Here is a 12820-nt window from a genome sequence, read left to right on the forward strand (position 1 = left end):
TGCGGATGAAGGCGATCGACAAATCGGTTATCAGAATTCGTGCGGAGGATGCCAGAGCTGCGGCGTTATGGACGCTGCCAGTGGTGCAGAGTCAACATGTGGTGGGGCTGCAACGCAAGCCTGAGCCGGTTGAAGAGGAAGCGGTTGAAGAGGTGGTCGATGGCCGCCTGAAGCTCTCTGAGCTTGAAAAGATTCGCGAGGATGCTTATCAGGAAGGCCTGCAACAGGGGCGCGAAGAGGGCATGCAGCAGGGGCTTGAAGAGGGGCGCGCAGCAGGTCACAAGGAAGGGCTGGCGGCATCGCAGGCTGAGATCGACGCCCAGCTGCAGCTGCTAAGAGCATTACAGCAACAGTTGGATAAGCCGCTACAGCAGGTGAATGCTCAGATAGAGCAACTGGTGGTCGAGCTGATTACTGAGTTAAGCGAAGCGGTGATCGGGGCGCAGGTAGAGCAGGGCGGTGAAGCGGTGATTAAGGCGGTTGAGGATGCGATCGCGCAGTTACCCCAGACCGGAGCTGAGATTAAAATTATTCTTAACCCGGATGATGTACCGGTGCTGGAGCCTTTGCTCGCGCTGAATGAAAACTTGACGCTGGTGGAAGAGCCCTCGATCACCCGGGGAGGCTGCAAAGTCGTCAATGGTTATGGCTTGCTCGACAATACGGTTGAGCGGCGCTTTGATGCTGCAGCATCCCGTTTGCGTAACGCGCTGAATCAGTTGGATGAAGTGGCTGACGCTTCCGTTCAAACGCCGGAATCTCATGAGTGATCAATTGCTGAAACGCCTGTCCCGCTTGCGAGGACTGGACTATCAGATACCTGCGCCTGTGGCTCACGGGCAGATAACACGTTTGATCGGTTTGACTCTTGAAGCGGTGGGAATCAAGGCTTCTATGGGTGAGTACTGCCTTATCTATCCTCCGCATGGCGAACCGGTAGAGGCAGAGGTTGTTGGATTTTCCGGTGACCGGATCTATCTGATGCCTGTTGATCTGCTGGAGGGGTTGGCGCCGGGAGCGCGGGTCAGTCCGATGCAGGGCGGGGGCGATGTCGAGGTCGGTTTTGAGCTGCTTGGCCGGGTCATTAACGGGGTTGGCAAACCGCTGGATAGTCTTGGCCCGTTGGGGTGTAAGACCACAGTGCCGCTTCAGGGACGCAATATTAATCCTCTGAGTCGACAGCCTATCAGGCAGACGCTGGATGTGGGTATTCGCGCAATCAACTCGCTGTTGAGTGTTGGCCGGGGGCAGCGGCTGGGGCTGTTTGCGGGCAGTGGTGTGGGTAAAAGTGTGCTGCTGGGGATGATGACCCGTTTTACTGAAGCGGATATTGTCGTGGTGGGGCTGATCGGAGAGCGTGGTCGGGAGGTAAAGGAGTTTATCGACCACAGTCTTGGTGAGGAGGGGATGCGTCGTGCCGTCGTGGTGGCATCTCCTGCGGACGAGTCGCCGCTGATGCGTCTCAGGGCTGCTCAGTTGGCCACCCGGTTGGCAGAATATTACCGGGAGCAGGGGAAAAATGTTCTTCTGCTGATGGATTCGCTGACCCGTTATGCTCAGGCGCAGCGGGAGATCGCCCTCGCCGTTGGTGAGCCTCCGGCAACCAAGGGGTATCCGCCTTCGGTGTTTGCCAAACTGCCTAAACTGGTGGAGCGCGCGGGTAATGGTGATAAGGGCGGTGGCTCAATCACCGCATTCTATACTGTCCTGACCGAGGGGGATGATCAGCAGGATCCCATCGCGGACTCCGCCCGGGCTATTCTGGATGGTCATATAGTGTTATCCCGGACACTGGCGGAGCGGGGGCACTATCCCGCTATTGATATTGAACAATCAATCAGTCGTGCGATGCCGCAGATCGTCAGTTCAGACCATCTTAAAGCGGCCATGGGGTTTAAGCAGCTCTACTCTAAATTTCAGCAAAACAGCGATCTGATCTCTATCGGTGCTTATGTCAGGGGCAGCGATGCCGAGACTGATTTTGCAGTTGAGCGGATGCCGCTGATGAATGCTTTTCTGCAGCAGGGGCTGGATGAAGCCTACGCGTTTCAAAAGAGCCTTACCGACCTGGCGATGGTGTTGACGCCTAATCCCGGCAATACGAATACCACAGATCAGCAGGGGCGGCAGAATATTGCTATGGGTAATCAGGCGCAGTGAAAAAACGGTCAAAGCGGTTGCAGGTAGTGCTCGATCTTGCCGAGCGTAAGCGTAAGCAGGCGGATCAGTGGTTAAGTCAGTCCCAGTCCCGTGTGCAGCAGGGGGAGGCGACGCTGGAGCAGCTTCGAAGCTATCACGCTGACTATGCCAATAGTTTCTATCAGGTGGGGGCTTCGGGTATTTCACCCGGGCAGATTGAGACTCATCAGGCCTTCATGCAAAAGTTAAGTGGTGCTGTGCAGCAGCAGGAAAAAGCCCTGCAGACGGATCGTGCTCAGCTGGAGAAGGTGAAGGAGTATTGGCAGAGTGCTTATCAGCATTTTAAAGCGGTAGAGATGCTGGTTGATAAGCTCAGGCGCGAAGAGTCTCTACAAGCTGAAAAACAACTTCAAAAAGAACTGGATGAGCGTTCGCAGTTAATCCGCCCACCTTTTATCTGATGTTTCTGCTTCTCCGGAGTATCTGGCACTGATTATGCTAATAACTCAGTGGATAGAACTCTGCCGGAGAACGCAGTATGGATCAAACACTTTCCGCTCCTAATGGAGTCGGATCACTATTGAATGTCGGTTCAGTACCAGGCAGTGGCGTATTCACCGGTATTGCGCCGGGTGATGGCGCAGCGACAAACAATTTACCGTCATTTGGAGAATCGTTGCGACAGGCGCAACGGATCCCGGGCGGTGATGAACTATTGGGTGGTCAACAAGGTAGCGGCGGACAAAAGTTGCCGGAGAGTGGCCAGTTATTGCCTGCAGGGAACGCCGCGACAGCTGATGTGGTCGCGAGTTTGGGGCAGGATGATAGTAGTACGGTCACTCAGGCGGCTGTAGCAACTACTGTGGCAGTTGGGCAGCGGGAGCAGCGCCAGCAGCTGGAAAAACAGTTAGAGCAGCAATTAGATCAGCGCTTTAAACAAGTTTCACAGATGCGTTCTGAGTCGGCAGACAGCAGCGACGCTCTTCAGGTCGTACCGCAAGCGGGTGAATATGCGCTGCAGCAGATTGATCAGTATCGGCGCGCGGATCTGGCGGTGGCGGTGGACTCTGCATTGAAGCAGCTGGCTACAGCGGATAGTCGTACTGAGCGAAGTGCAGTCGAACAATTCAGGACGTCTCAGCCGGTGGCGACAATGCCCGCACAGCAGGCTGATGGCGTACCTGCTGCCTCGCAGGCGCGACCTTCGTCCGAAGTGAAGCCGGTGGCCGAAAATATTCAGGTTGCGCCAGTGAGCACTGGCCCGGGCTTGTTGCCAAATCAGCAGGCGCGGATCGACATTAGAGCGCAGAATCCGGTTGCTAAAGCTGATAGTTCTGCGTCTGACCCTGTGCCCCCTGTCGTGTCGCGGGCTGACTATGTGTCAGCCTATCAGGATCAGAGTGCTTACCAGGAGAGTCCTGTAGCGACCGTCATCAGTGAAGCTATAGCTGGCCGGGCAACGGGAGCTGCTGCAGAAACGGGCGAAAAACAATCTGGTGAGGCTGGCAGAAATGATGCAACGTTATTAACAGTGGCGCCCGGAGTTGTAAGGTCCGGAGAGACTGTTGTGGCCGGTCAGGCAGTGGCAGTTGATGTGCGGACTGAGCAGCCTCCTGCGGCGGGGATAGCGCTGGCTATCGAGCAGTCAGTTACCACTTCTGCATCGGTGGCTCCGATTGTTGAGCAATCAGTAAACACTCGGATTGTTGAACAGTCAGCTAACACTCCGGTTGCCGGGCAGTCTCCAGAGCGGATTGCGGGGGTTGAGTCGACAGGCGCCTTGTCTCAGCCAATGGCTCAACCCTTCATTTCGTCGCCGCAGGCTTTGCCAGAGCATGAGGCGGGTGGAAGGTCACCAGCAGATAAACAGGCAGGAGACTCTACCGCTTCGCTATTAACCGGTAGCACAGAACAGAAGAGCCCGCAGGGGGTGGTAGCAATGGCTGGTCAGCCTGCAGTGACGTCTGCTGCAATCGCTCAGGCGTCAGTCAGTAGCACCAGCGCTGACCGGAGCCGTGAAGCCCTTGCGCGAAATCAAACCGATACGGGGCGGGGTCGCGCAGCGGAAGGTTTGTCTTTGCAGTCGCAGAATCTGATTCAGAGTCAGGATCAAAACAATCAGGCAGCTGCGCGTCATGATTCATCTTCCTCTCAGGCTCAAGCTCAGGCTCAGACTCAGACTCAGACTCAGACTCAGACTCAGACTCAGACTCAGACTCGCATGCAGGCGACTGCGGCCTCTATGTCTGGTGGGCAGTTGAGTGCAGATAGTGTCAGGGAACAATTAAAAGCGATCGCAGCTGATGCCGATAGATCATCAGGCGGTATTGAGTCTTCCGGCCGTGTGGAGGGGCGTCAGGAGAGTCAGCTTACCAGTTTTGCCGACTCTCTGGCAGCAGCATCCAGAGGTGTTCGTCCTTCTCAGGAATCCGTTCAGCTGGTGATGCCTCATGGAGTGCGCCCCGGTGAAGCTGCATGGAGCCAGGCGGTGAATGATCGGGTGATGGTTATGGCGTCAAAAAATGGTCAGTTTGCGGATATTCAGCTTGATCCGCCGGAGCTCGGGTCGTTGCATGTGCGGCTGCAGGTTAAAAATGAACAGGTGACTGTGGTGTTTAATACGCCCCACGGTAGTGTCCGGGAGGCTCTGGAACAAAATATGCCAAGGCTGAGGGAGATGTTCGCCGATCAGGGGTTAAATCTGTCAGAATCTTCAGTGGAAGATCACAGTAATGGCGGTCAGCGGGATGGCTCTGACTCCGGTTCAGGCTCATCTTTCACCGGTTATCAGAGTGATTTTGCCGATGATAGCCGGGTTGAAACGGTTGTCAGTGAGAGCCTCTCTCTGGTCGATTATTACGCCTGACCGGTAATCTTGGCAGGAATGTGCCGGCGTCTGCTTCCGCCGCTGAATCAGTATGTTATATTACGCTCTGGGTTGTGATTTAATGCACCGGCCGGTATTTCGGCTGGTTGATAGTGGGGCAGGTAATGGCTGAAGAAACGACTGAAGCGGTTGATGAAGAAGGCGTAACGAAGAAGCCTGGGAAGCTTAAGCTGATTCTCATTATTGTTGCCGGAGTGATTCTGGCAGCTCTGATCGGTGGCGGAGCCACGATGTTTTTGATGGGGGGCTCTGATACTGAACCTGTTGCTGAGGATGCTAAGCCTGCAAAACCAGCGCAGGCGATCTATACCAAGATTCGAACTCTCGAGGGAAGTCCTTACTTTACCGTTGTTGTTCCCAGTGCCGATGGGCGTACTCACTATATGCAGCTCTATGTTGAAGCTAAAAGTCGCGATGATGAAGTCGCCACGGCGCTGACCAAACATATGCCGAAGATCGTATCTGTGCTTAATCAGCTATTTTCCCGGCAGTCTTTTGACAAACTGCGAACTCCTGAGGGTAAAGTGATGCTTCAGCAAGCGGCCCTGGTTGGAATTCAGGGGGTTATGCAGGAGAAAATCGGCAAGCCCGGGGTCGAAAAAATACTGTTTACCGGATTTATAATGCAGTGATGGAAAGGCATATATGACAGTTAAAGACCTGCTCTCTCAGGATGAAATCGACGCACTGCTGCATGGTGTGGATGATGGCGATATTGAGACTGAAGAGGGCGTTGTCGAGGATGATGGCGCTGTAAAGGCCTATGATCTGGCCAGTCATGAGCGGATTGTTCGTGGCCGGATGCCGACGCTTGAGATGATTAACGAGCGCTTTGCCCGTCATACCCGGATCTCCCTGTTTAATCTGTTACGCAATAACGCGGATGTCTCCGTGGGTGGCGTGCAGATTATGAAGTATTCCGATTATATTCATACCCTGTATGTGCCCACCAGTATCAACCTTCTGCGTGTCACCCCTCTGCGGGGTACCGCACTGCTGGTGATGGACGCTAAACTGGTGTTCAGGCTGGTAGATGGCTTTTTTGGCGGTGATGGCCGGCATGCCAAAATCGAGGGACGTGAATTTACACCGACCGAGATCCGTCTGATTAATAAGGTGATTAGTCAGTTTTTTGTCGATCTGGAGGGCTCCTGGGAGCCGGTTATGCGGCTCAAGTTTGAAGTGCTTGGCCACGAAGTGAATCCGGCGATGGCGAATGTCATTAATCCGTCTGAGGTGGTCGTTGTCAGCAGCTTTCAGGTTGATATGGAAGGGGGTACCGGTGAGTTCCACGTGACTATGCCCTACTCAATGCTTGAGCCGATCCGGGATATTCTGGTCTCAGGTTACAAGCCGGTTGAGGAGGAGCTGGATGAGCAATGGCTGACTGCGCTCAAACATGACATGCTGGGAGCGCCGATAAATATGGATCTGATAGTTGCCGAGCGGAAGATGAAGCTGAGGGATGTGATGCAACTGGAGGCCGGGGATATTATCCCGATCGATATTTCTGATACGCTTCAGCTGAAGGCTGCCAGGGTGCCGGTTTTTAATTGTAAACTGGGGACATCCCGTGGGAATCTGGCGGTCAAGATTGTCAGCCGGATAAAAAATGATTAAACCGTTAAACAGAGCATATTACCCATGAGTAATGATGATATTGAAAACCAGGATCAGGATGAAGGTCTGGATGACTGGGGCGCTGCGATGGCTGAACAGGCTCAGGCGGAGGCTTCCCAGGGGCAGTCAATCGATCTTGATGAGTTGAAAGATGAAGGGGCTGCGCTGAGTAATCCCAGTCTGGATGTGATTCTCGATATTCCGGTTAAGTTATCGATGGAGGTTGGCCGGTCTGATATTTCGATCCGCAATCTGTTGCAGCTTAATCAGGGCTCGGTTGTAGAACTGGACAGGGTGGCGGGCGAGCCCCTCGATGTCCTGGTCAACGGTACCCTGGTGGCTCATGGTGAAGTGGTGGTGGTGAATGATCGTTACGGTATCCGGCTGACTGATGTTATCAGTCCGCAGGAACGCATAGATAAACTGAGGTAACCCGATTGCGCGTTCCCGCATATTATTACCGTGCCTCTGTCATATTGCTGACGACGGGTTTCAGTGGCCTGGCGTCTGCTGCAGTGTCGACCGGGGCGGCAGTGGCGCCGTCCCGACCGGTAGTTGCAGACCCGGTTAATGCAGGCTCCGTGATGCAGTTGCTGGCGGGGTTGATTCTTGTGGTGGCGCTGATCCTGCTGCTGGGGTGGCTGGTGAAGCGGTATTCGGGGCTGCCGGGTCAAAACCGGGCCCTGCGTGTGGTGGCTACGCTGCCATTATCAACCCGTGAACGACTGGTTCTGGTTCAGGCTGGAGAGCAGCAGTTACTTCTCGGAGTTACCCCGGGGCAGGTGAACCTGCTGAAAAGTTACGATCAGCCGCTGATTGAGCCGGGTGCGGCGATGGGTGATTTTGCCTCCCGCCTGCAGCAGGCGATGAGTCGTAAGGGGGCGGAGTGAAACGAGGCTTGGTGCTATTGCTGCCCCTTTTGCTGCTGCCAGGGATAGTCCTGGCGGCGGATTCCGGCATTCCCGCCGTTACCATGACTCCCAATCCCGACGGCAGTGCAGATTACAGTGTGACGCTCCAGATTCTGGGGTTGATGACGCTGCTGACTTTCCTGCCAGCGATCCTGATGATGATGACCTCATTCGCCAGGATTATTATCGTTTTTGCCATTTTGCGGCAGGCGCTGGGATTGCAGCAAACTCCGTCCAATCAAATACTGGTGGGGTTGTCGCTGTTTTTGACTCTGTTTATTATGTCTCCGGTGCTGGATAAGGTGAATGAGCAGGCGGTGCAGCCTTATCTGAATGAAGAGATTACCTCAATTCAAGCGTTGCAGGCCGCCAGTGTCCCGTTTCGTAGCTTTATGCTGGCGCAGACCCGGGAAACCGATCTCAATCTTTTTATGGAGATCTCCAGAACCCCTGCTGTTGATAAGCCTGAAGATATCCCTTTTACCGTGCTGGTGCCCTCATTTGTGACCAGCGAGCTGAAGACCGCATTTCAGATTGGTTTTATGCTGTTTATCCCATTTTTGGTGATCGATCTGGTAGTCGCCAGCGTGTTGATGGCTATGGGTATGATGATGTTGTCGCCGGTCATTATCTCGCTGCCGTTTAAGATTATGCTGTTTGTGCTGGTGGACGGCTGGGCTATGGTGATTGGTACTCTGGCTGGCAGTTTTGTCGTATGACGGATAATCTTAAGGCTGGCCTGATGAGTCTGGAGGAGATGTTATGACGCCGGAAATGGTTCTGGACCTGTTTGGTGAAGCGCTGTATCTGGTGGTTTTGCTGGTGGCCGTTATTGTCGTGCCTTCACTGATGGTGGGGTTGCTGGTGTCTACCTTTCAGGCGGCCACCCAGATTAACGAGCAAACGCTGAGCTTCTTACCGCGTCTGCTGGTTACCCTGTTGACGATTATGTGGGCCGGTCCCTGGATACTTGGGCAACTGATGGATCACTTTAATAACATCTTTGCCAATATTCCGCTGTTTCTGGGGTAGAGTGTGCTGCAGCTAACCTCGCTTCAGCTGGAACAGTGGGTCGCTCAGTTTCTGCTGCCCTTTTTTCGTATCGCATCGTTTTTTATGGTGGTGCCGATGATCGGTACTCAGCTGGTTCCGGCGCGCATCCGTCTTGGTCTGGCGCTGGCGATGACAGTGGTGTTGCTGCCAACCCTGCCTGAGATGCCGCTGTTAAGCGGGATGACGCTGCAAACCTATATTCTGATTGCAGAGCAGATCATCATCGGTACCGCCATGGCCTTTGTTGTTCAGATATTGTTTCAGGTGTTTGCCCTGGGTGGGCAGTTGATCTCCTCGCAGATGGGTCTTGGTTTTGCGTCGGTCAGTGATCCGGCTAACGGCGTGTCAGTGGTGGTATTATCACAGTTATATCTGATGATGGTGATGTTGCTGTTTCTGGCTTTTAATGGTCATCTGGTGCTGTTTGAGGCGCTGGCGCGCAGCTTTTTTGTTTTGCCTGTATCGCAAGGGGCGATGCCCGTATCCGGATATATGGCGCTGGCGAAATCGGGTAGCTGGATGCTGGCGAGTGCGCTGTTGATGGCTTTGCCGGCGGTGACTGCGCTGCTGGTGATCAACTTTGCGTTTGGTGTCATGGCGAAAGCGGCCCCGCAGCTGAATATATTCGCCATTGGCTTTCCATTTACCATGATGGTCGGGCTGGTGATTACCTGGGTCAGCCTGGAAGGGTTTCTGGGTCAATATCAGCGATTTGTCTCCGTTGCATTTAACTATCTTGATCAGGTTATCGGTGTGGGGGTGCTGTAGCGATGGCTGAAGACAGCGGTCAGGAAAAAACCGAACAGCCCACATCAAAACGGCTGCGGGATGCCAAAGAGAAAGGCGATATTGCCCGTTCGAAAGAGCTGGCGACCACTATTCTTTTACTCACCGCTGCGGCTGCAGCGATGATGTTTGGCGGGCTGGTGGCCGATAAAATGGCCGGGATGATGAAGTTTAACTTCGCCCTCGATCGGGAAGCGGTGATGGACCCCGCTTTGATGTTTATCCATCTGGGTTACTCATTGTCCGAAGCGCTGCAGGCACTTATCGGCTTCTTTCTGGTTCTGCTGGTTGCGGCTATTGTCGGGCCGATCGCTTTGGGGGGGTGGAACCTGAGTATGAAGGCGATGGCGCCCAAACTTAGCCGCATCGATCCTCTGGCGGGCATTAAACGGATGTTCTCGCTGAAAGCGTTGCTTGAGCTGTTTAAGGCGCTGGCAAAATTCCTGGTGGTTGGATCGCTCTCCTTTCTGGTGTTGTACTCCTCCCGGCAAGCGCTGTTTTCCCTGGGGACCCAGGATGTGTTTCCGGCGATGTCACATGCCACAGAGCTGGTGATATGGGCGTTTCTGGTGATGAGTTCAACGATGATCATTATCTCGCTGATCGATGTGCCATTTCAGATATACGATTACACTGAGAAGCTCAAAATGACCCTGCAAGAGGTCAAGGATGAGATGAAAAACACGGAGGGTAAGCCTGAAGTCAAGGGACGGATCAGGCAGTTGCAGCGGGAGATCTCGCAGCGGAAAATGATGTCGGCGGTACCTGAAGCTGATGTGGTCATAACCAACCCGACCCACTATGCCGTGGCGCTGAAATATGATCAGTCAGGCGGTGGGGCCCCCTATCTGGTAGCGAAGGGAGGCGATTTTGTCGCGCTGAAAATTCGCGAAATCGCCGAAAAACACGATATCCCCATACTCTCTGCGCCACCGCTGGCGCGAGCGATCTACCACTCCACTGAGATTGATGAAGAGATTCCCTCAGGTCTGTTTAAAGCTGTCGCAGAAGTGCTGGCCTATGTGTTCCAGTTACAGCGCTACAAAAAGCAGCAGGGCCCCGCGCCTAAAGATGTTTCCAGCGATCTGGATATACCGGAGGAGCTCCGCCGCGATGAATGAGAGGGGGGAGAGCTTCTTATCTGGCGGGATTCTTGCATTTCTTACTCCTATGGTGAGCAAAGCGTCAAAAAATTGGTGTTTTTAGCCTCTGTTTAATGTTATTTTTCAATCTGAAAATAATTATTTGTAATGTGATGTTTTTTTGACGCTTTGTCGGGCGGCGAGATCTCATTTGGGGCGTAAGTGGACAGAGCAGCGATCTACAATAATGTTCGTGGAGTGGGAAAGGGCAACCTGGGGATCCCATTTCTGCTGTTGCTGGTGCTTGGCATGGTTACCCTGCCGATGCCTCCTTTTCTGCTGGATACGCTTTTTACCTTTAATATTGCCCTCTCTATCGTTGTGTTGCTGGTCTGTGTCTATTCGATGCGACCTCTGGATTTTGCTGTTTTTCCCACGATCCTGCTTATCACCACGCTGATGCGTCTGGCGCTCAATGTGGCCTCGACCCGGGTGGTTCTGCTCTATGGTCACGAAGGCGGGGATGCTGCGGGTAAGGTGATTGAGGCCTTTGGTGAGGTGGTGATCGGCGGCAACTATGTTGTCGGTCTGGTGGTGTTTCTGATTCTGGTGATCATCAACTTCGTTGTGGTGACGAAAGGGGCCGGGCGGATATCCGAAGTGAGTGCCCGCTTCACGCTGGATGCGATGCCGGGTAAGCAGATGGCGATCGATGCCGATCTGAACGCCGGGCTGATTAGTCAGGAGGATGCCAAAAAACGTCGTCAGGAGGTCACGCAGGAAGCTGACTTTTATGGTTCGATGGATGGTGCCAGTAAGTTTGTTCGGGGTGATGCCGTCGCCGGTATTCTGATTCTGGTGATCAATATTCTCGGTGGTCTTGGGATCGGTATGCTGCAGCATGGGTTGTCATTCGAACTGGCAGCCCGCTACTACTCGTTGCTGACGATAGGTGATGGTCTGGTGGCGCAGATTCCGTCGCTGTTGCTGTCAACAGCGGCTGCAATCATGGTAACCCGGGTTAACTCCGCTCAGGATATGGGTAAGCAGGTCATCGGTCAGTTGTTCGGCTCACCAAAGGCGCTGGCAGTGGCGGCGGCGATTCTGTTTATCATGGGGGCCATTCCGGGGATGCCGCATGTGGCATTTCTGTCTCTGGCGATTGCTGCGGGTGTGGGAGCATATTTTATTCAACAGCGAAACCTGGCCGCTGAGGCGAGTATAGCGCAAGAGAGTGCCGTACAGGAGAAGCAACCGGAGCCGGATCAGGATATTAAAGATCTGGATTGGGATGATGTTATGCCGGTGGATATGATCGGCCTGGAGGTGGGTTATCGTCTGATTCCGATGGTGGATAAGCTGCAGGGCGGTCAGCTTCTGAGTCGCATTAAAGGGGTGCGTAAGAAACTCTCGCAGGATCTGGGGTTTCTGGTACCTTCGGTCCATATCCGGGATAACCTGGATCTGATGCCCGGCGCATACAGAATCACTCTGATGGGAGTTTCGGTGGGAGAGTCAGAGGTCTACCCTGACCGGGAGCTGGCGATCAATCCGGGCCAGGTGTTTGGGACACTGAAAGGGATCGATGTGAAAGATCCCGCATTCGGTCTGGATGCGGTCTGGATTGAGTCGAGCCAGAAAGAGCAGGCGCAAACTCTGGGGTATACCGTGGTGGATGCCGGCACCGTCGTGGCAACCCACCTGAATCAGATTCTTCAGGCGCACTCTCATGAGTTGATGGGGCATGATGAGGTACAGAAATTGCTAGACCTTCTGGCAAAAACGTCCCCAAAACTGGTAGAAGAGTTGGTACCTGGCAAGCTTTCTGTGAGTACACTGTTGAAAGTATTGCAAAACTTGCTGATGGAGCAGGTTCCGGTCAAAGATTTCAGAACCATAACCGAGGCGCTGGCCGAAGCGGTTGCGCGAACACAGGACCCGCAGGGTTTGACTGCCGCCGTACGAATTTCGTTGTCACGGATGATCGTACAGAATATTGTTGGTAATGAAACAGAATTGCCGGTGATTACGCTGGATCCGCAGTTGGAGCAGTTGCTGCTGGGGTCGGTGCAGCGGGGCGAGGGTGGCGATGGGCTGGTGATTGAGCCGATGATGGCGGAGCGGTTGCAGAGCTCACTGGCTGAAGTGGCGCAACAGCAGGAGATTGCAGGCAGGGCGTCAATACTGCTGGTGGCGGCGCCTATCAGGCCGTTGCTGGCGAAATTTGTGCGTTATGGTGAGCATCAGATCAGTGTGCTTTCCTATCAGGAGATTCCTGAAAATAAACGGGTTACGATTATTGCAACGGTGGGCGGTCAGAACCAGTCCGGTGCCTGATCAGG

At 53.9% G+C, this 12820-nt stretch carries 13 protein-coding genes; all 13 read left to right on the top strand.

Features of this window, described 5'->3' with window-relative positions; all coding sequences use genetic code 11:
- Positions 1-5 precede the first annotated feature (5 nt).
- The gene (locus JW499_RS01230; RefSeq protein WP_205208875.1) at positions 6-770 is read left to right on the top strand and encodes a FliH/SctL family protein; all 765 of its coding nucleotides are present in this window, start codon (positions 6-8) and stop codon (positions 768-770) included.
- A complete protein-coding gene (gene fliI / locus JW499_RS01235; RefSeq protein WP_205208876.1) occupies positions 763-2160 on the top strand; it encodes a flagellar protein export ATPase FliI in 1398 nt (465 codons plus the stop codon). Before JW499_RS01230 ends, fliI begins: the two co-directional genes overlap by 8 nt.
- Positions 2157-2600: a flagellar export protein FliJ gene (fliJ, locus tag JW499_RS01240; protein WP_091361424.1), complete on the top strand. Its 444-nt coding sequence runs from the start codon at positions 2157-2159 to the stop codon at positions 2598-2600. Before fliI ends, fliJ begins: the two co-directional genes overlap by 4 nt.
- Positions 2601-2677: 77 nt before the next feature.
- Positions 2678-5005: a flagellar hook-length control protein FliK gene (locus tag JW499_RS01245; RefSeq protein ID WP_205208877.1), complete on the top strand. Its 2328-nt coding sequence runs from the start codon at positions 2678-2680 to the stop codon at positions 5003-5005.
- A gap of 125 nt (positions 5006-5130) precedes the next feature.
- A complete protein-coding gene (locus JW499_RS01250) occupies positions 5131-5658 on the top strand; it encodes a flagellar basal body-associated FliL family protein (protein WP_205208878.1) in 528 nt (175 codons plus the stop codon).
- Between the two features lie 13 nt (positions 5659-5671).
- Positions 5672-6646 (top strand): flagellar motor switch protein FliM, encoded by a 975-nt coding sequence (fliM, locus tag JW499_RS01255; RefSeq protein WP_205208879.1) that lies wholly within the window; start codon positions 5672-5674, stop codon positions 6644-6646.
- A 24-nt stretch (positions 6647-6670) separates the two neighbouring features.
- On the top strand, positions 6671-7078 hold the full coding sequence (gene fliN / locus JW499_RS01260) for a flagellar motor switch protein FliN (RefSeq protein ID WP_091361417.1): 408 nt from the start codon (positions 6671-6673) through the stop codon (positions 7076-7078).
- 5 nt (positions 7079-7083) lie between these two features.
- On the top strand, positions 7084-7536 hold the full coding sequence (gene fliO, locus JW499_RS01265; RefSeq protein ID WP_205208880.1) for a flagellar biosynthetic protein FliO: 453 nt from the start codon (positions 7084-7086) through the stop codon (positions 7534-7536).
- 8 nt (positions 7537-7544) lie between these two features.
- On the top strand, positions 7545-8276 hold the full coding sequence (gene fliP / locus JW499_RS01270; protein ID WP_408627310.1) for a flagellar type III secretion system pore protein FliP: 732 nt from the start codon (positions 7545-7547) through the stop codon (positions 8274-8276).
- 43 nt (positions 8277-8319) lie between these two features.
- A complete protein-coding gene (gene fliQ / locus JW499_RS01275) occupies positions 8320-8589 on the top strand; it encodes a flagellar biosynthesis protein FliQ (protein ID WP_091361412.1) in 270 nt (89 codons plus the stop codon).
- A 3-nt stretch (positions 8590-8592) separates the two neighbouring features.
- The gene (gene fliR / locus JW499_RS01280) at positions 8593-9378 is read left to right on the top strand and encodes a flagellar biosynthetic protein FliR (protein ID WP_205208882.1); all 786 of its coding nucleotides are present in this window, start codon (positions 8593-8595) and stop codon (positions 9376-9378) included.
- Between the two features lie 2 nt (positions 9379-9380).
- Complete coding sequence (gene flhB, locus JW499_RS01285) at positions 9381-10517, top strand: flagellar biosynthesis protein FlhB (protein WP_205208883.1); 1137 nt, start codon at positions 9381-9383, stop codon at positions 10515-10517.
- A 183-nt stretch (positions 10518-10700) separates the two neighbouring features.
- The gene (gene flhA / locus JW499_RS01290) at positions 10701-12815 is read left to right on the top strand and encodes a flagellar biosynthesis protein FlhA (RefSeq protein WP_205208884.1); all 2115 of its coding nucleotides are present in this window, start codon (positions 10701-10703) and stop codon (positions 12813-12815) included.
- The last annotated feature ends 5 nt before the right edge of the window (positions 12816-12820 follow it).

This window comes from Amphritea pacifica, from assembly GCF_016924145.1.
Lineage (GTDB): Bacteria > Pseudomonadota > Gammaproteobacteria > Pseudomonadales > Balneatricaceae > Amphritea > Amphritea pacifica.